The organism is Pseudomonas sp. G.S.17 (genome assembly GCF_038096165.1).
In the GTDB taxonomy this organism is placed as follows: Bacteria; Pseudomonadota; Gammaproteobacteria; order Pseudomonadales; family Pseudomonadaceae; genus Aquipseudomonas.
Genome location: NZ_CP151076.1, coordinates 102,418 through 120,546, shown reverse-complemented (window position 1 = coordinate 120,546; position 18,129 = coordinate 102,418). Strand labels below are relative to the sequence as shown.

Annotated in this window: 14 protein-coding genes and 1 pseudogene; 4 read left to right on the top strand and 11 right to left on the bottom strand. The window is 58.7% G+C overall.

Annotated features, from left to right (window positions below; translation table 11 throughout):
* Positions 1 to 58: 58 nt before the first annotated feature.
* From ntrC to glnA, 8 genes and pseudogenes are all read right to left on the bottom strand, one after another.
* Positions 59 to 1,495: a nitrogen regulation protein NR(I) gene (gene ntrC, locus AABC73_RS00565; RefSeq protein ID WP_020291930.1), complete on the bottom strand. Its 1,437-nt coding sequence runs from the start codon at positions 1,493 to 1,495 to the stop codon at positions 59 to 61.
* Positions 1,492 to 2,577, bottom strand: coding sequence for a nitrogen regulation protein NR(II) (gene glnL / locus AABC73_RS00560; RefSeq protein ID WP_065832851.1), 1,086 nt, complete (start codon positions 2,575 to 2,577; stop codon positions 1,492 to 1,494). The genes ntrC and glnL overlap by 4 nt, the downstream gene beginning before the upstream one ends.
* 323 nt (positions 2,578 to 2,900) lie before the next feature.
* A complete protein-coding gene (locus tag AABC73_RS00555) occupies positions 2,901 to 3,518 on the bottom strand; it encodes a DUF4124 domain-containing protein (protein ID WP_341524361.1) in 618 nt (205 codons plus the stop codon).
* Between the two features lie 10 nt (positions 3,519 to 3,528).
* Positions 3,529 to 4,059: a DUF4124 domain-containing protein gene (locus tag AABC73_RS00550; protein ID WP_341522010.1), complete on the bottom strand. Its 531-nt coding sequence runs from the start codon at positions 4,057 to 4,059 to the stop codon at positions 3,529 to 3,531.
* 29 nt (positions 4,060 to 4,088) lie between these two features.
* Positions 4,089 to 4,496, bottom strand: a complete 408-nt coding sequence (locus AABC73_RS00545; protein WP_341522009.1) for a cupin domain-containing protein — start codon at positions 4,494 to 4,496, stop codon at positions 4,089 to 4,091.
* Between the two features lie 249 nt (positions 4,497 to 4,745).
* Positions 4,746 to 5,324: a chorismate mutase gene (locus tag AABC73_RS00540; protein ID WP_331151124.1), complete on the bottom strand. Its 579-nt coding sequence runs from the start codon at positions 5,322 to 5,324 to the stop codon at positions 4,746 to 4,748.
* A gap of 178 nt (positions 5,325 to 5,502) precedes the next feature.
* A pseudogene (gene ltrA, locus AABC73_RS00535) lies at positions 5,503 to 6,919 on the bottom strand (group II intron reverse transcriptase/maturase).
* Positions 6,920 to 7,408: 489 nt separating this feature from the next.
* Positions 7,409 to 8,815 (bottom strand): glutamate--ammonia ligase, encoded by a 1,407-nt coding sequence (glnA, locus tag AABC73_RS00530; RefSeq protein ID WP_020291936.1) that lies wholly within the window; start codon positions 8,813 to 8,815, stop codon positions 7,409 to 7,411.
* A gap of 333 nt (positions 8,816 to 9,148) precedes the next feature.
* On the opposite strand from glnA, the gene thiI reads away from it, so the two are divergent.
* Both thiI and typA read left to right on the top strand, forming a co-directional pair.
* Entirely contained in the window at positions 9,149 to 10,603 is a 1,455-nt protein-coding gene (gene thiI, locus AABC73_RS00525) for a tRNA uracil 4-sulfurtransferase ThiI (protein ID WP_341522008.1), read from the top strand.
* 145 nt (positions 10,604 to 10,748) lie between these two features.
* A complete protein-coding gene (typA, locus tag AABC73_RS00520; RefSeq protein ID WP_341522007.1) occupies positions 10,749 to 12,569 on the top strand; it encodes a translational GTPase TypA in 1,821 nt (606 codons plus the stop codon).
* A gap of 208 nt (positions 12,570 to 12,777) precedes the next feature.
* On the opposite strand, the gene AABC73_RS00515 is transcribed toward typA, so the two are convergent.
* From AABC73_RS00515 to AABC73_RS00505, 3 genes are all read right to left on the bottom strand, one after another.
* Positions 12,778 to 13,233 (bottom strand): YkgJ family cysteine cluster protein, encoded by a 456-nt coding sequence (locus AABC73_RS00515; protein ID WP_065832845.1) that lies wholly within the window; start codon positions 13,231 to 13,233, stop codon positions 12,778 to 12,780.
* A gap of 200 nt (positions 13,234 to 13,433) precedes the next feature.
* Positions 13,434 to 14,813 (bottom strand): DUF3482 domain-containing protein, encoded by a 1,380-nt coding sequence (locus AABC73_RS00510; RefSeq protein WP_341522006.1) that lies wholly within the window; start codon positions 14,811 to 14,813, stop codon positions 13,434 to 13,436.
* Positions 14,806 to 16,185, bottom strand: coding sequence for a DUF2868 domain-containing protein (locus AABC73_RS00505; protein WP_341522005.1), 1,380 nt, complete (start codon positions 16,183 to 16,185; stop codon positions 14,806 to 14,808). The genes AABC73_RS00510 and AABC73_RS00505 overlap by 8 nt, the downstream gene beginning before the upstream one ends.
* A gap of 106 nt (positions 16,186 to 16,291) precedes the next feature.
* Here AABC73_RS00505 and AABC73_RS00500 point away from each other — a divergent pair, with 106 nt between their 5' ends.
* On the top strand, positions 16,292 to 16,804 hold the full coding sequence (locus AABC73_RS00500) for a dihydrofolate reductase (protein WP_341522004.1): 513 nt from the start codon (positions 16,292 to 16,294) through the stop codon (positions 16,802 to 16,804).
* 269 nt (positions 16,805 to 17,073) lie between these two features.
* On the top strand, positions 17,074 to 18,129 hold the full coding sequence (locus AABC73_RS00495) for a haloacid dehalogenase-like hydrolase (RefSeq protein ID WP_331149838.1): 1,056 nt from the start codon (positions 17,074 to 17,076) through the stop codon (positions 18,127 to 18,129).

The following is an 18,129-nucleotide window of genomic DNA, read 5'->3' as shown; positions in this document are numbered from 1 at the left end:
GCATCAATTGCCCTCCCGGCTAAAGCCGGTCCTACAGCAGGCCTTCATCGGCTTTTGATCAGCCCTCATCACCCTCGTCGTCATCCCCGCCATCGATCTTCATGCCCAGTTCCTTGATCTTGCGAGTCAAGGTGTTGCGGCCCCAGCCCAGCAGCACGGCGGCGTCGCGACGGCGACCGGCGGTGTGCTTGAGGGCGGTTTCGATCATGATGCGTTCGAAGGTCGGCACGGCGCTGTCGAGCAGGCTGGACTGGCCGCGAGCCAGTGCCTGGTCGGCCCATTGACGCAGCGCTTGTTCCCAGTTGGTGACGGGCGCGGCGTCTTGCGGCAGGCTCAGCAGTTCAGGCGGCAAGTCGCTGATGTGCACTTCACGGCCGGATGCCATGACGGTAATCCAGCGGCAGGTGTTTTCCAGCTGACGAACGTTACCCGGCCATGGCAGATGCTTGAGGTATTCCTCGGTTTCCGGCTTTAGCAGTTTCGGCTCGACTGCCAGTTCCTGGGCGGCACGACTCAGGAAGTGCTTGGCCAGCGTGGGAATGTCTTCGCGACGGTCGGACATGCGCGGGATGTGAATGCGGATCACGTTCAGACGGTGGAACAAGTCTTCACGGAATTTGCCCGCTTGCACCAGGGTTTCCAGATTCTGGTGAGTCGCGGCGATGATTCGTACGTCGACCTTGACTGGCGTATGACCGCCAACACGATAGAACTCGCCATCCGCCAGAACCCGCAGCAAGCGCGTTTGGGTGTCGGCTGGCATGTCGCCGATCTCATCGAGGAACAGCGTGCCGCCATCGGCTTGCTCGAAACGGCCGCGACGCAGGTTGGCCGCGCCGGTAAATGCGCCTTTCTCGTGGCCAAACAGTTCGGATTCCATCAAGTCTTTAGGAATCGCCGCCATGTTCAAGGCAATGAACGGCGAAGCCGAACGCGGGCTGTGGCGGTGCAAGGCGTGGGCAACCAGCTCTTTGCCGGTACCCGATTCGCCATTGATCAACACGGTGATGTTCGAGTGGCTCAAGCGGCCAATGGCGCGAAACACTTCCTGCATCGCTGGCGCTTCGCCAATGATTTCCGGAGTGCGCGTCAGGGTCGGTGCAACGTTTATGCCTTGCTGTTCCTGGGCATGCTGGTTGGCGCGCTTGACCAGAGACACCGCTTCATCGACGTCAAATGGCTTGGGTAAGTACTCGAACGCACCACCTTGATAGGACGCCACGGCGCTATCGAGGTCGGAGTGGGCGGTCATGATGATGACAGGCAAGCGCGGGTGCTGTTCGCGAATCCGCGCCAGCAGATCCAGACCACTGGCGCCGGGCATGCGGATATCGGAAATGATGACGTCCGGTTGCTGACGGGCCAGGCGGCTCATCACGCCGTCGGCGCTGTCGAAGCTTTGCGTGGTCATGCCTTCCTGTTGCAAGGCCTTTTCCAATACCCAACGGATGGAACGATCGTCGTCGACGATCCAGACAGTTTCACTACGGCTCATGTCGAAGCTGCTCCTTGTTCCAGCGGCAGGAAGATCGAAAACGTGGTGTGGCCAGGATGGCTGTCACACTCGATCAGTCCTTGGTGCTGACTAATTATGTTCTGGGTAATGGCAAGTCCGAGCCCGGTGCCGTCGGGACGGCCGCTGACCATCGGGTAGAAAATGGTTTCCTGAAGCTCGGCCGGAATACCGGGGCCGTTGTCGATGATTTCAATCTTGGCCACCAGCCGATGACGAACATGACCGATGGTGAATTGACGCATGGCGCGGGTGCGCAGACTGATGCGGCCCAGGCGCAGCTCGTTCTGCCCGCTGATGGCCTGCATCGCGTTGCGCACGATATTGAGCACGGCCTGAATCATCTGTTCACGGTCGATCAATACGTCGGGAATACTTGGATCATAGTCGCGCACCAAAGTGATGCAACCCTGGCTTTCCGCGTCGACCAGACTGCAGACGCGCTCCAGCACTTCATGCACGTTGGTCATCGCCAGCGAAGGCAGTTTGTTCGAGCCCAGCATGCGATCCACCAGATTACGCAGGCGGTCGGCTTCTTCGATAATGACGTTGGTGTAATCCTTGAGGCTTTCTTCGGGCAGCTCGCGGGCCAGTAACTGGGCCGCGCCACGAATCCCGCCCAATGGATTCTTGATTTCATGGGCCAGGCCACGCACCAGCATCTTGGTGGTTTCCTGCTTGGACAGCTGAGCCTCTTCCTTGGTGATGCGCAGCAGGCGGTCACGAGGATGGACTTCCAGCAGCAGCATGGTTTCGCCCTGGCTGAGGATCGGCGTGACCGCGTAATCAACCGTCAATGTCTGACCCGTGAGTGCAGTCAGCATCGCCTCGCGCTTGGTGAACGGGTGCGCTTGCTCCACGGCCTGACGCAGCGAGCTCAAGGCTTCTGCCGATTCGGTGAACAATTCACTGATGAATTGCCCATGGCTGCGTTGACCGCTGATGGCCAGCAGCATTTCCGCTGCGGGGTTCATGTACTCAAGGCGCAAGTCGGCATTGAGCAGAATGGTGGCAGTGGTCAGGTTATCCAGTAACAAACGGTGCAGCGCGTCGCTGATAGTCATGAAAGTCTTTGACCTCTTTTGGCACATTGCAACCCAGGCAAGCCCGGTATCGCAGGCACTGGTTGGTCTTCTCCAGCGTTGGCAAAACCACTGATACGCTCGCGCACAGTGCAGATAAGGATGCTGTTACGGGGAAGTTGCAAAAACCAAACCAAGGCTCCGAAAAGAAGCGTTTAATCTGCAAATCCGGGCTTTTTTTGGACAGAGGTCTGCTTTTGGTCACAGGTGCGGGCTTTTTTCGACCCAAAATGGGCTCAAGCCACCGCAGGCTGACAATTTATTGCACCAAAACGGAGCCTAGCCGCTAAAGCGTCCCGTTGGACTCAGAAAAAAGGCAGGAAACTGCTTTGTTCTTCAGGCTTGGTGCTTAGAGGGCATTCAGGACGCACGCCGTAGTCGTCAGCCTTGCAGGGCTGCGCCAGACGCTTCTGGGCCAAGGAGATGCGCTGCATGTGGAAAGGTTGGTTAGGCGTTCGCTCCAGAACCCGGCCCGTTTCGTCGACAATTTCCACCGAAAGTTGATGCGTACCTCGGTCGAGATTGCTCAGGGGAAAGACCGGGCTGCGTCCGGAATCGGCGTACGGTTTGCCATCCACCAGCAATCGATAACCGTGACCCGGCTGCAGCGCCGGGTCGCTGGTGACGCTGACGATCAATTCGCCTTGAGCGCTGCGCACCGTGGCGTCGGGTTCAGGCACCAGGATCCGCAGCAGTTCGTAACGAAACATCGCCTTTGCCTTGGGTTTGGCAGGACTGGCTTGTACCGCACGCCTGGGTGGTGCGCCGGTGGTGCTGTTGCTAGGCAGGATCTCCACCCGCTTGGCATTTTTGCGAGGCTGGTCGGTGAAGACGCGATTCCCCTCAGCGTCGATATAGGTGTAGACGTCCGCCATTGCCGGCAAGCCGATCAACAGCAACAGCCAGAACACTGCGCAGCGCATCACGCGCGACTCAAGGCTTGCCGACATGGACTCGCTGCACGGTGAGGGTCACGGTCGGACTTTGCTGAACGATGCCTTGTTGATCGCGCACGATGACCGCGAAGCTGTGTTCGCCGCGGTCGAGATTGACCACCTGCAGCCGCGGAACATTGCCCGGTTGGCCATACGGATTGCCATCCACCAGCAATTGCAGTTGATGGCCCGGCGCCAAACGTGGCTGGATCATTACGCCAACAGTGAAAGTGCCATTGTTGGCGCGCAACGCTTCGCCAGCGGGTAGATCGGTCAGCTCAAGCACCTGATAGGCCGCCTCAGGCTGAGAAGAGGTAGCGCGCGACTCGCTTGGTTGATTCTGCACCGGGCTCGACGGCTTCGGCGTTTCCACGCTGTTCAGCGGCGGCAACTCGACGACCTCGGCCTTGATGCCATCCGGAGGCTGATTGGTAAACGCGGTGTTGCCGTTGGCATCGGTGTATTTGTAGATCTGCGCCACCGCAGGCAAGGCGATCAACAGCAGCAGACAGATAAGACTTCGACGCATGAACACTCCGATGACAATGGCTTGCGCGGTTACTCCGACAGCGCGACGCCCGGAGTGCCAGCATAGAACACAATGAGTTCCACCGGACTATCGCCGGTCTTGCCGCGATGCATGGTATCCACCAATTCTGCCAGGGTGTCACCCTGTTTCAGGCGGATTGATTTGCTGCCGTCCTGTGTTTCGACTTCCAGCTCGCCCGAGGCCACATAAGCGGCATTGGGAATCAGGTGTTTGTGCCAGTTCAGGGTGGTTTTCGCAGGTATGTTGATTTTCAGCAGGGTCAATTCCGGCTGGCCGGCGGGGTAGGCCTTATAGGCCGTGCCGTCCCAGGAAGTGGTCGATTTGAGCAGTACCGTTGATTCAAGCTCGCCTGGCTGTGCGTTACAGGCGGTGGTGGTTAACAGTATGCCAAGAACAACGAGCGCTTTTTTGAACATATCCGGAGCATTCCTTTGTTTGTTGGAGCCTGCCCGAAGGCGGCTCATTGCATCCCTCGGTATCGAGCAGGTGCGCGAAGCGCGAAGGATGTCAAAAAGGCCGGAGGTGAGTGCGGTAACCGGATACCACATTGGGATACTGATTTTCAGCGAGCATTAAAAAGGCCTCGTGAAGAAGGCCTCTTTACTACGGCAACATTGCTGAGGCTTCGACGCTGTTCAGCGCAGGCTGATTAATGAATGCGATGCTCATTGGCTCTTGATGCACAGTTCCCCGGTTGCCCGCACCAGGGCCAGATCATGAATCGAGTCCCTGGCCTGCCGTGCGCGTTGCTGGCCCAACCAGTTCGGGCAGTCAGGATCGCGTCGGTAAGGGGCAAACGCCGCGTAATTTTGCAGCAGCTGGATTTGCAACTGATCAAGTTTCGGGCGGATCTGTTTGGTCAGGTCCGGCCTTGGACTGTCGGGAGCCTTGCCGGCCGCGTGCCAGTTGGCAAGCAGCGCGTATTGCACCAGCTTGTTCGCTTCGATCTGGGCCGCCAGGAATTGGCTGACTTCATCGCCATCGAGCTTGTAGCTCGGTGCAAGCTTGGCTGCGGCGGCAATGACTTGCTGCTCGCGCGGGCTGTCCTGAATCGGTTTGCCGCTGTCCCATTTGGTCAGCGCAACCTGATCGGCGATGGTCAGCCGCTCGCCGATGCTGCCAAGCAAGGGCGCCAGTGCTGCGGGAGGCGGCGGCGAAGTCGGAAGATTTGAGGTGCACGCGCCGATACTGACGATGCATACGGGAAGAAGAAGGCGTCGGACCATTTTGCTGGCGTTGGGCATCGGTTGATCTCTACGTTGTTTTTGTGGATCCAAGCGTTGCGCTGCTAGCGCGCACTCGAGCGGTTTGCGCACAGGGCCGGGTAGTCAACCAGAAAACCGGCTATCGAGTAGGAGGCGGCCTCACAGCCGCCGTCCTCTCACACCACCGTACGTACGGTTCCGTATACGGCGGTTCAGGTTATGCGGATAAACCGTTGATCGTATCCAGTATCGAGACCAGCCCAAGCCGATCCCACAGCTTCTTCGGCAGCGCCTGATTCATATGTGACGCTCCCGAGTTCCACCATGGGCCACGGCCATTGAACGCTGATTTGCAAGCCCGCTCTTCTTTGAGTCCCAGGCGTATCAGGCTGCGCGCCCTCGTTGAGGGCCACTTCCATTGACGCCATAGGACGCATCGAAGTCTGCGTCGGACCCAGCCGTCCAGTTCCTCAAGTGGTTTCCTGCTCTGGCTGAACTTGAAATAGCCTGCCCAACCGCGCAACACCGGGTTGATTCGCTCGATGATCGTAGCCATCTTGCAACCCTGTGCGCCTTGCAGCAGCTCTTTGAGCCGGTCGCGCAAGCGATTTAGGCTCATCGACGCCACTTTCAGCCTCGGCTGTTTATGCCAGCTCATCCCATAACCCAAGTAATCACAGACCCAGGGCCGCGCCACACGGCTCTTCTTCCGATTCAGCGCTAGTTTCAGCCGCTGATTCAGGAAGCGCTCAACCCCGGCCAACACCCGTTCGCCAGCACGACGGCTACGCACATAAATGTTCGCATCATCGGCATACCGCACGAAGCGATGACCCCGTCGCTCCAGCTCACGGTCAAGTTCGTTGAGCAGGATGTTCGACAGCAACGGCGAGAGCGGGCCGCCTTGCGGCGTCCCCTCCTGCCGTCGGCTGACGATCCCGCCCGACATGACTCCAGCCTCGAGGTAGCGGCGGATCAGCCTGAGCACTTGCTTGTCTTCGACTTGACGCTCGACGTAGGCCATCAATACATCGTGATTGACCCGATCAAAGAACTTCTCCAGATCGAGCTCCACGCACCAGCGGTGACCCGCCGCCACATGGGCACGGGCTGTTTCGATGGCTTGATGAGCGCTTCTACCCGGACGAAAACCGTAGCTGTAATCCGAGAACAGAGGATCGAAAATCGGCGTGAGCTGCTGTAGCAAAGCCTGTTGGATCAGACGGTCCACGACACAGGGGATGCCTAGCTGCCGTGTTCCACCTTTGGGTTTAGGGATTTCGACGGCGCGCACACCTTGCGGGTGATACTCGCCGGCCAGCAACCGAGCCTTGAGGATCGGCCAATACTGATTCGTGTAGTCCGCCAGTTGCTCCACCGTCATGCCGTCGGCACCCGGTGCGCCCTTGTTGCTGACCACGCGTTGATACGCACGCCGCAGGTTGGCGGGTGCAAGCACCCGCTCCATCAGCGTGTCCGGCTCCGCGTTCGTCCACGTCACAGACGCCGCCGATGCCTGCGCACTGCCAGCCGCAAGCCCTGGATTCTGTCCAGAACTTGGGGTTACAGCCCTCTTGTCGAGAGATTTCTGCTTTTCGGACATTCGACGAGACTCTGACGTCTACTGGCGGCATAACCTGTTCGGCCCTTCATCGGCCCGGTTACGGCGATTACTACGGCTTCAGCTGACTTCTGCACACTCATCCCGTCGCCTCTCGGCGCTCGGTAGCACAGTGGCAAGCATGCAGATCTCCCAGGGTAATTCGCGCGACCTTCCTGCTTATGCCTGTCGGATATACGTCACAGCGTTCCGTGCAAGTATTGGGCTTTGACGATTATGGCCGTCTTACCCCACTGTGCCGCCTCATCCGCTTCCTGTTCGTCAGGCCAGCATTTTGCCTCGGGCTTCCTTCAGATTCGCAGTCACCCGCGACACCCTTGCCTCTGGCTAACACTTCCCCTTGCCGGGTGTGTAGAGGACTTTCACCTCCAAGTCGTTTGGCTCACCACCACAGTGAGCTAAACAGCGCCAGTCACGGCGCTACGCGCCATGCCTGGCGCACCATAAAAAAGGCCTCCCGAAGGAGGCCTCTTGTTACGTCAAAACCGCTGACGTGACTGGATCAGCAGCTGTAGTACAGCTCGTATTCCAGTGGGTGTACAAAGGTGCGAACTTTGATTTCTTCTTCGCTTTTCAGAGCGATGTAAGCGTCGATGAAGTCGTCGCTGAAAACGCCGCCTTTGGTCAGGAACGCACGACCTTTGTCCAGCTCTTCCAGGGCTTCTTTCAGGCTGCCGCAAACTTGTGGGATCTCTTTGGCCTCTTCAGGCGGCAGGTCATACAGGTTTTTGTCAGCTGCGTCGCCAGGGTGGATCTTGTTCTGGATGCCGTCCAGGCCAGCCATCAACAGTGCAGCGAAGCCCAGGTACGGGTTGGCTGCTGGATCCGGGAAGCGCGCTTCGATACGGCGAGCTTTAGGGCTCGACACGTAAGGAATACGGATGGAAGCGGAACGGTTACGAGCCGAGTAGGCCAGCATTACCGGAGCTTCGAAACCTGGGACCAGACGCTTGTAGGAGTTGGTCGACGGGTTGGTGAAGCCGTTCAGTGCCTTACCGTGCTTGATGATGCCGCCGATGAAGAACAGGGCGGTGTCGGACAGGCCGGCATAACCTTCACCAGCGAAGGTGTTCTTGCCATCTTTGGAGATGGACATGTGAACGTGCATACCCGAACCGTTATCGCCGTACAAAGGCTTAGGCATGAAGGTAGCGGTGCGGCCGTAAGCGTCGGCAACGTTGTGTACGCAGTACTTGAGGGTCTGAACTTCGTCAGCCTTCTTGACCAGCGTGTTGAACTTGACGCCGATTTCGTTCTGACCGGCAGTCGCCACTTCGTGGTGGTGAACTTCGATGACCAGACCCATTTCTTCCATGGCATTACACATGGAGGTACGGATTTCGTGGTCATGGTCGAACGGCGGAACCGGGAAGTAGCCGCCTTTCACGCCTGGACGGTGGCCTTTGTTGCCGCCTTCGACGTCCTGGTCAGACATCCACGAACCTTGTTCGGAGAAGATCTTGAACATGGAGCCAGAGATGTCGGACTTGAACTTCACTTCGTCGAAGATGAAGAATTCTGGTTCCGGACCAACAAATACGGTGTCGCCGATACCGGTGGACTTCAGGTATTCCTCGGCACGGTGAGCGATGGCGCGTGGGTCACGGTCATAGCCTTGCATGGTCGAAGGTTCGATGATGTCGCAAACCAGGATGATGGTTGGCTCTTCGGTGAACGGGTCAAGCACGGCTGTGCTGTCGTCCGGCATCAGGATCATGTCGGAAGCTTCGATGCCTTTCCAGCCAGCAATGGAGGAGCCGTCGAACATTTTGCCGATTTCAAAGAAATCTTCATCCAGCGCGTCGCGAGCCGGCATGGTCACGTGATGCTGAGTGCCTTTGGTGTCCGTGAAGCGCAGATCAATCCACTTAACGTCATGATCTTTGATGAGTTGAACCGACTTCGACATGGTGTCCTCCGGGTGGCTTCGGGCCGTTTTATGGTTTAGGCCCTTAGAATTTGGGTGATGCCGGCGCGAATACTCGGCTAAGGCAACCTGCCTCACAAGGGAGCAAATTGCATGCCAGTGCCCCGTGTTGGGTTTTTTGCGTCAAACACGCTCTTTATAGGGGGGAAAACCGATTTTAACTAATCCGCACGCACCTTAATGATGCGGGCAACTAGTCGCCAGGTCCGTTTTGGTGCGTCGATGATTGGTTGCACGATAACTGGTTAAACCTTGAGCAATTTCCGCTATAATCCCGCCCCCTCTTTTTCGGCTGGCACCTCGCGCGCTGTTTACATGAAACTAATCGTAAAAGTCTTCCCAGAAATCACTATTAAAAGCCGGCCGGTGCGCAAGCAATTCATCCGCCAGCTGGCCAAGAACATCCGTACCGTGCTCCGCGACCTGGACCCGGCACTGGTGGTGGGAGGCGTGTGGGACAATCTTGAGGTTCAGACGCGTGTCACTGAGCCCAAGACCCTGCACGAGATGACTGAGCGCCTTAGTTGCATGCCCGGCATCGCCAACTTCCTGCAGGTGGCTGAATACCCGCTGGGCGACATGGACGACATCCTGGCCAAGTGCAAACTGCACTACGCCGACCTGCTGCCGGGGAAGATTTTTTCCGTGCGCTGCAAGCGTGCCGGCAAGCATTCGTTCAGCTCGATGGACGTCGAGAAATACGTCGGCAGCAAGCTGCGGATCGAGTGTGGCGCTGCCGGGATCGACCTGAAAAAGCCGGAAATCGAAGTGCGGATGGAAATTCGCGACCAACGGTTATTTGTGATTCACAGCCAGCACAACAGCATCGGCGGATATCCACTGGGCGCGCTCGAGCAGACCCTGGTGTTGATGTCCGGCGGTTTCGATTCGACAGTCGCGGCCTATCAGGTCATGCGGCGCGGGCTTATGGCGCACTTCTGCTTCTTCAACCTGGGCGGCCGCGCCCACGAACTGGGCGTGATGGAAGTCGCGCATTTCATCTGGAAGAAGTACGGCAGTTCGCAAAGAGTGCTGTTTGTCAGCGTTCCTTTCGAGGAAGTTCTCGGAGAAATTCTGCAGAAAGTCGATAACAGTCATATGGGTGTAGTTTTGAAGCGTATGATGTTGCGCGCTGCATCCTCTATTGCTGATCGCCTGGAAATCGACGTGCTGGTAACCGGCGAAGCGATTTCCCAGGTGGCCAGCCAGACGCTGCCGAACCTGTCGCTGATCGATGCGGCCACTGACAAGCTGGTCTTGCGCCCGTTGATCACCAGCCACAAGCAGGACATCGTCGATCAGGCGGTTGAAATTGGCACTGCCGATTTCGCCAAGCACATGCCTGAGTATTGCGGGGTGATTTCGATCAACCCCAAGACCAACGCCAAGCGCAACCGCGTTGAGTACGAAGAACAGCAGTTCGACATGGCGATTCTCGAGCGAGCGCTGGAGAATGCCAAGCTGGTCTCGATCGATCGGGTAATCGACGATTTGAGCCGCAGCATCGAGATAGAGGAAGTCAGTCAAGCGCTGGCAGGCCAGGTCGTCATCGACATCCGGCATCCGGATGCCCAGGAAGACCAGCCGCTGCAATTGTCTGGCATTGAAATACAGGCGCTGCCGTTCTATGCATTGAACAGCCGCTTCAAGGAACTGGATAACACGCGCCAGTACCTGTTGTATTGCGACAAAGGCGTCATGAGTCGCCTGCATGCTCATCATTTGCTCAGTGAGGGGCATGCCAATGTGCGCGTTTATCGACCGAGCTAAGTGCCCGGGGCTGTTTGCCTGTGGCTTGCGTCACCGGCCCCCCGACGCCAGTCGTCTAGCCGTAACGGCTTTTGGCCGACTCTAACGTTATAAATAGCTGTCTAGATTTATTCAGCTGACCGAATCCTCTGATCGAGATACACAAGTGATCGAAAATCTACGCAACATCGCCATCATTGCTCACGTTGACCATGGTAAAACCACCCTGGTAGACAAACTCTTGCGTCAATCCGGCACTCTGGAACGCGGCGAGCTCAACGACGAACGCGTGATGGACTCCAACGACCAGGAGAAAGAACGCGGTATTACCATTCTGGCGAAAAACACCGCTATCAACTGGAACGGCTACCACATCAACATCGTGGATACCCCGGGCCACGCCGACTTCGGCGGTGAAGTAGAGCGTGTGATGTCGATGGTTGACTCCGTTCTGCTGCTGGTTGACGCTCAAGACGGCCCTATGCCGCAAACCCGTTTCGTGACCAAGAAGGCTTTCGAAGCCGGCCTGCGTCCAATCGTGGTCATCAACAAGGTTGACCGTCCAGGCGCGCGTCCGGACTGGGTTCTGGATCAGATCTTCGACCTGTTCGACAACCTGGGTGCTACCGAAGAACAGCTGGACTTCCAGGTCGTTTACGCTTCCGCGCTGAACGGTATTGCCGGTCTGGAACACACCGCCATGGCGGAAGACATGACCCCGCTGTACCAGGCGATTGTTGACCACGTTCCTGCTCCAAAGGTTGACCGTGAAGGTCCGTTCCAGATGCAAATCTCGGCACTGGACTACAACAGCTTCCTGGGCGTCATCGGCGTTGGCCGTATCGCTCGCGGCAAGGTCAAGCCGAACACCCAGGTTGTTGCGATCGACGCTGACGGCAAACGCCGCAACGGCCGTATCCTGAAACTGATGGGTCACCACGGTCTGCACCGCATCGACGTTGAAGAAGCAGCTGCCGGCGACATCGTCTGCATCAGCGGCTTCGACCAGCTGTTCATCTCCGACACTCTGTGCGACCCACTGAACGTCGAAGCGATGAAGCCGCTGACCGTTGACGAACCAACCGTTTCCATGACTTTCCAGGTAAACGATTCGCCTTTCTGCGGTAAAGAAGGCAAGTTCGTCACCAGCCGTAACATCAAGGAACGTCTGGACAAAGAGCTGCTGTTCAACGTTGCCCTGCGCGTTGAAGAAGGCGACACCGCTGACAAGTTCAAGGTCTCCGGCCGTGGCGAGTTGCACCTCTCGGTACTGATCGAAACCATGCGTCGCGAAGGCTTCGAAATGGGCGTCGGTCGCCCTGAAGTAATCATCCGCATGGTTGACGGCGTCAAGCACGAACCGTACGAAAACGTCACCATCGACCTGCCGGAAGAGTCCCAGGGCGCGATCATGGAACAGATCGGTATCCGTAAAGGCGACCTGACCAACATGGTTCCGGATGGCAAAGGGCGTGTTCGCCTTGAGTACAACATCCCGGCTCGTGGCTTGATCGGTTTCCGTAACGAGTTCCTGACCCTGACTTCCGGTGCCGGCATCCTGACCAGCATCTTCGACCGTTACGACGTGATGAAGTCCGGCGACATGTCCGGCCGTCAGAACGGCGTTCTGGTTTCGGTTGCTACCGGCAAGGCGCTGACTTACTCGCTGGAAACCCTGCAGGCACGTGGCAAGCTGTTCCTGGGCCACGGCGAAGACGTGTACGAAGGTCAAATCGTCGGCATCAACAGCCGCGACAACGACCTGGGTGTAAACCCAACCAAAGGCAAGAAGCTCGACAACATGCGTGCTTCCGGTAAAGACGAAACCATCGCTCTGGTTCCGCCTATCCGTTTCACTCTGGAACAAGCGCTGGAATTCGTTCAAGAAGACGAACTCTGCGAAGTGACTCCAAAGTCGATCCGCCTGCGTAAGAAAATTCTTGGCGAAAGCGAGCGTACCCGCGCTGCCAAGAAAAGCGGCAACTGATTAATCAGTTAGTCGGCTAAAAACAAAACGCCCCCGACCGCAAGGTCGGGGGCGTTTTTGTTTGTGTGGTCATTGAGTCACTTCAATCCGCAAAAAGGGCGGGCATCGTAGGACCGGCTTTAGCCGGGAGGGCGTTAGTCGGCCTGGAACAGATTTGTCCCAGGTAGACCGCCCTCCCGGCTGAAGCCGGTCTTCCAGAATGAATTACTTAGAACTTCGGAAACGGCGTGCTGGTGTTGTTCTTCAGCGTGCCGGTGTCCTGACGAACCAGATCCTTGGGCTTGTAAGCGCAATAGCCGGGGCGCGGGCCGACCTTGGGGTGATTGCGGCAGGTGTCCGGACGTTTCTCGTAGATCGTGCACAGGCGGCTCTTGCGATCCAGGTACAGGCAATCGTTGTTGCTCATGCGCTGCAACGTGAAGATCTCGGACTTCTGGTTGTAGCGCTCGACGATGCCTTCCTTCTGCAAACGCTTGGCGATGTTCTTCGCCGGCTCCCCGCGCTCGAACTCATCGACGATGCCGATGCGGATCAAATCCTTGATCTTCACTTCAACAGGCAGCGTGCAGCAGCTGGAAATACAGCCCCCGCACATATGGCTGGAGTATTTGGCCCAGGTATCGATACGGTCGAGTTCTGCGGCGGCGATCAAGGTGGGTTTCATTTGAATCCAGTTCCGGGTGTATCGGGCGCGGGATGATACCGGTCTCCGGGATAATCGAGTAATTAAAAATGACGAATGCGACTGCCGGGCACGAAACCTGTAGGCGCGAATTCATTCGCGATCGGCTGCGAAGCAGTCGCAAAATCAGGGCTCACCACGGCATGAAAGTCGTTCCGACTTTATCGCGAACAAGATCGCTCCTACAGGATCCGGGCGAGACTTTCGATCTGCTCCTGCCGTTCAGCCTGGCTCAGCTTCGCCCCCGGATTGAGCGACGACCATTGCGGGTGTGCGCGCGCCTTGTGCACCGCTTCGGGGAGTTTGCCTTCGCGCCAGGTCATGTCCTGCGGCGTGGTGAGCTTGATGCTTTCCATCGCCGCATGACCTCGCGCGCCGAGGGCTTGCAGCAAATGACGCTGACGCAACGCCAGCAGGCGCAACACCGCGTCATCGACGGTCAGTTCGCGCTGGCCTTTGAGCTTGCCCAGCAAGCGGCCGCCGTAACTGCGGGCGGTCTGCAATGCGCCGCCAGCAATCGCCCCGACCAGCGCCGCCGCGCCGAGAGTAACCCCGCCCACCAGCAGATCGACGCCCGCTCCGGCCGCTGCGCCCGCCGCAATACCGCCACCGACCCGCACGCCCAGTTGCTTGAGGGTTTCCGGATTGAACAGATCATCGCCCCAACGCCCGTCCAGCAGCGGCAGATCACTGGCCGCCGCGTCCTGCGTGCGAAACGCATACAGCTTGAGCAGCGCCTCGACACAACGCTGCTCGCGCTGCCGCACCGCTTTGCGCAGTTCATCAATGGCCAGTTGCTCTTGACCGGATTCGGTCGACACGCTGCGTCGGCAAGCTGCGCAGTCGATCAGCAGCTCGGCAATCAAGCGCGCCGCGCTCTGGCGTCGGGTTTCGCGCTGGGCTTCCTGATCCAGGATCAGACGCTCCAACTGGCCTCGGGAAGTCTCCAGCAACAGCGCAAGGCTTTCATACAGGCGCCGCTCGCCATCTTCCGGCGGTGCCACGCTATCAAAACGCACCAGTGCATGCAGGCCAAGCCGCCCCAGGGCTTCACGCCAGGCGGGTTCGCGATGGTCGGCGCTGCTGACGAAATTCAACACCGGCAACAGCGGCTTGCCGCAACTGGCCAGCACCGACAGTTCGTCGCGATATTTCGCCAGCACCGGCTCGCGCGCATCGATCACATACAAACCGGCATCCGACGCCAGCAGTTGGCGCAAGACCTTGGCTTCCTGCTCGAAACGCTGCCGCGCCTCACTGCCATCAAGAAACCGCGCCAGCCGCGCCGGGCCATCCAGCCGTTCGCCGGGACGATCCAGGCGTTCCAGATAATCGAGCAGCGCGATGGCGTCTTCCAGACCAGGCGTGTCGTACAGTTCCAGCAAAGCCTCGCCATCCACCGACAACCTTGCGCCTTCCACGTGGCGGGTGGTGCTGGGCCGATGGGAGACTTCGCCAAAGCCGACGTCGCGAGTCAGTGTGCGCAGCAGCGAGGTCTTGCCGACATTGGTGTGGCCGACGACAGCAAGTTTCAGTGGACGAATCTTCTCGGTCTTACTCATCACCCGTCTCCAGCCAGTTCAACGGTGCGGCTTCGGCCCACGTCAGCTCCAATTGTTGCAGCCCGGCATGCCAGTCGCTGACGCGCTCGGCATCCAGATTCTGACCCGCAGGCGCGGCGAGCAGCCAGACTCTGGTGCTCCCGGCGCAGCGCGCCAGTTCGGCGATCAGCGCCAGGCTGCCACGGTCCGGCGAGCGTCGTGGATCGCAGGCAATGACCAATCGCGCCGGAGGAAAACGCGTCAGTTGATCGAGCAGTTTCTGCCGGGATTCGCGACTGTCGAGAATGCCGGCATCTGCAACAGTCGCTGGCAGCGCGGGCGGCCATGGCTGATCTTCATCCAGCTCGATGGCGACCAGCAACGCGCCTTCACTGTTCTGGCTGCCATGCTGCGGAGTAATCTGCGGCAACGACTCTGGCGCGGCATCGCTGACGCCAAGCCGCTCGCTGCTGGGCATCAGGCGTTCGCGCAGTTCGCTGTAACCGGGCAGGCTCAAGTCCAGGCTCAACGCCGCGCGGCCACGCTTCCACAGCGACAGGCAAGCCAGCGCCAATATCAAACGGGGCACGATGCCGTAGACCAGCAAAACCCCCACCAGCCATGCGGCCCAGGCTTGCCTTGCGGACTCGACTACCAATGCACTGTCGCCGCTGGCGCGGATCATGGCTTCGCTCGGCACGCTGAAGCCCAGCAGTGCCGGAAGCGTGCCGAGAGCCTGGGTCAGGCTGACGAAGGTGTCGCTGCCCAGAATCGTGGTTTCCCAGACGAAGCCGTAGCGCCGCGTCGCCATCAGCATCAACAGCAACACCAGCGCGCTGACCAATGCCAGCAGCCATAAGCCATGCACCAGCGCACCCAAGGCCCAGCGATTCAGGCGCCGTCGTTGCAGCAGCAGAATCAAGGCTGGCGCCAGTTGCGCCGCTTGCGCATCGCGGGCGAGCTTTTCACTCAACCATAGCCACAAGCGCCCGAGACTGGCCGCGCTTTCCCCGGCGAAGGCCAGGCCCAACGCCCAGCTGATCAGCAGAATCAGGTTCAGCCCGAGCAAACTGCCCAGGGCCCAGAACACATTGACCGGCGTCTGCCCGTCGCCCATAGCCGCGAAGGCCAGTCCGGTACCGCTGATGACCGCCAGAATCGCCAGCGCAATCAACGCCAGACGCGCGCCTTGCTTCCAGCGGCGTAGCGCTTCGAGCATGCCATCGCGCTCGGCCAGCCACAGGGCGCGATGCACAATGCGGCTCGGCAAGTCGCCTGCCTGGGCGCGGGCGCGGCGGTTGGCTTCAAGGTCGTCGAGTTGACCGGCCTGTTGTTCGCGCAGACGCACGGCTTCGGTCAGCCAGAGGTTATCGAGTGGGGTCAGAGCAGTCACACGGCGTCTCGTTGATGAAGTCAGGGATGAGCATAACCTCTGCGTCGTGCATTCGAGCGAAAAGCACGGTACGAATTCACTGCCGTGCTCTGCTATTCTCGCCGCCATGAAAACTCAACTGCCTCTCAGCCTGATTGCCGCCCTTGGTGAAAACCGAGTGATTGGCGTCGACAATTCCATGCCCTGGCATTTGCCGGGGGACTTCAAATATTTCAAGGCGACCACCCTCGGCAAGCCGATCATCATGGGCCGCAAGACCTGGGATTCGCTCGGCCGGCCGTTGCCCGGCCGCCTGAATCTGGTGGTGACTCGCCAAACGGATTTGCAGCTCGAAGGTGCCGAAGTCTTCACCTCGCTGGAATCCGCGGTAACCCGCGCCGAAGCATGGGCACGCGAGCAGGGCGTCGATGAAGTCATGCTGATTGGCGGCGCGCAGCTTTATGTTCAAGGCTTGCCGCAGGCTGATCGTCTGTACCTGACCCGCGTGGCGCTGAGCCCTGAGGGCGATGCGTGGTTTCCAGAGCTTGATCCGGCGCAATGGGTTTTGATCTCAGAGGTGTTGAATCCAGCCCTGGATGGCAAGCCGGCATACACCTTTGAGGTGTGGCAACGCAGGTGAACCGGACACCTGTACAGACTGTGTAGGAGGAGACTTGTCCCCGAATGCGATGGTCCTAACAACGAAAATCCGGAAAATTGACACCGCCTGAGCCACCGCCTTCGGGGACAAGTCCCCTCCTACGGTCACAAAAATGTCGCAATCGGCGAATCCCGTCGCGAATCGTTCCCGACATGACGCCCTCGGAACGCGCGCGGTCGCTGACGCACTCAAACAGTAACGGCAATTTGCTACGGTCGAACCTCTAAATATCCGGGGGGGAAACCACTATGAAATTCGCGCCAAAACTACTCGCTGTCGCGCTGTGCCTGGGCCTTGCCGGGCAGGCGCTGGCCACCGAATTGACGCACTGGCCCGAGCCTGCCGCCAAGGCGCTCAACGCCATGATCACCGCCAATGCCAACAAGGGCAATTACGCGGTGTTCGACATGGACAACACCAGCTACCGCTTCGACCTCGAAGAATCGCTGCTGCCGTTCATGGAAAACAAAGGCCTGATCACCCGCGAAAGCCTGGACCCCTCCCTCAAGCTGATGCCGTTCAAGGACACCGCCGACCACAAGGAAAGCCTGTTCAGTTATTACTATCGCCTCTGCGAAGTGGACGACATGGTTTGCTACCCATGGGTCGCGCAAGTGTTCGCAGGTTTCACCCTCAAGGAACTCAAGGGCTACGTCGACGAGTTGATGGCTTCGGGCAAACCGGTGCCGGCGACCTATTACGACGGCGATGTGGTCAAGAAACTCGATGTCGAACCGCCACGGATCTTCACCGGCCAGAAAGAGCTGTACAACAAGCTGATGGAAAACGGCATTGAGGTCTACGTGATGACCGCCGCTTCCGAAGAGCTGGTGCGCATGGTCGCGGCCGATCCGAAGTATGGCTACAACGTCAAACCGCAAAACGTCATTGGCGTAACCACGCTGCTCAAGGATCGCAAGACTGGCGAGCTGACCACAGCGCGCAAGCAGATCACCGCAGGCAAATATGACGAGAAGGCCAACCTCGGCCTGGAGCTGACTCCATACCTGTGGACGCCAGCGACCTGGATGGCTGGCAAACACGCAGCGATCCTGACCTACATCGACGAATGGAAAAAACCGGTGCTGGTCGGCGGCGATACGCCAACCAGCGATGGTTACATGCTGTTCCACGACGTGGACGTGGCCAAGGGCGGCGTGCACCTGTGGATCAACCGCAAAGACAAGTACATGACCCAGCTCAACGGCATGATGGCCAAGCACGCAGCGGCTCAGGCTAAAGAAGGTCTGGCGGTGACAGCGGACAAGAACTGGGTGATCGTCAAGCCGGAAGAGATTCAGTAA

Coding starts and splice junctions, on each gene's coding strand:
- AABC73_RS00540 (WP_331151124.1), bottom strand. CDS start 5,324: ATGCCCAACGCCAGCAAAATGGTCCGACGCCTTCTTCTTCCCGTATGC.
- AABC73_RS00510 (WP_341522006.1), bottom strand. CDS start 14,813: ATGAGTAAGACCGAGAAGATTCGTCCACTGAAACTTGCTGTCGTCGGC.
- AABC73_RS00545 (WP_341522009.1), bottom strand. CDS start 4,496: ATGTTCAAAAAAGCGCTCGTTGTTCTTGGCATACTGTTAACCACCACC.
- glnA (WP_020291936.1), bottom strand. CDS start 8,815: ATGTCGAAGTCGGTTCAACTCATCAAAGATCATGACGTTAAGTGGATT.
- thiI (WP_341522008.1), top strand. CDS start 9,149: ATGAAACTAATCGTAAAAGTCTTCCCAGAAATCACTATTAAAAGCCGG.
- AABC73_RS00515 (WP_065832845.1), bottom strand. CDS start 13,233: ATGAAACCCACCTTGATCGCCGCCGCAGAACTCGACCGTATCGATACC.
- glnL (WP_065832851.1), bottom strand. CDS start 2,577: ATGACTATCAGCGACGCGCTGCACCGTTTGTTACTGGATAACCTGACC.
- AABC73_RS00550 (WP_341522010.1), bottom strand. CDS start 4,059: ATGCGTCGAAGTCTTATCTGTCTGCTGCTGTTGATCGCCTTGCCTGCG.
- AABC73_RS00500 (WP_341522004.1), top strand. CDS start 16,292: ATGAAAACTCAACTGCCTCTCAGCCTGATTGCCGCCCTTGGTGAAAAC.
- AABC73_RS00555 (WP_341524361.1), bottom strand. CDS start 3,518: ATGCGCTGCGCAGTGTTCTGGCTGTTGCTGTTGATCGGCTTGCCGGCA.
- ntrC (WP_020291930.1), bottom strand. CDS start 1,495: ATGAGCCGTAGTGAAACTGTCTGGATCGTCGACGACGATCGTTCCATC.
- AABC73_RS00495 (WP_331149838.1), top strand. CDS start 17,074: ATGAAATTCGCGCCAAAACTACTCGCTGTCGCGCTGTGCCTGGGCCTT.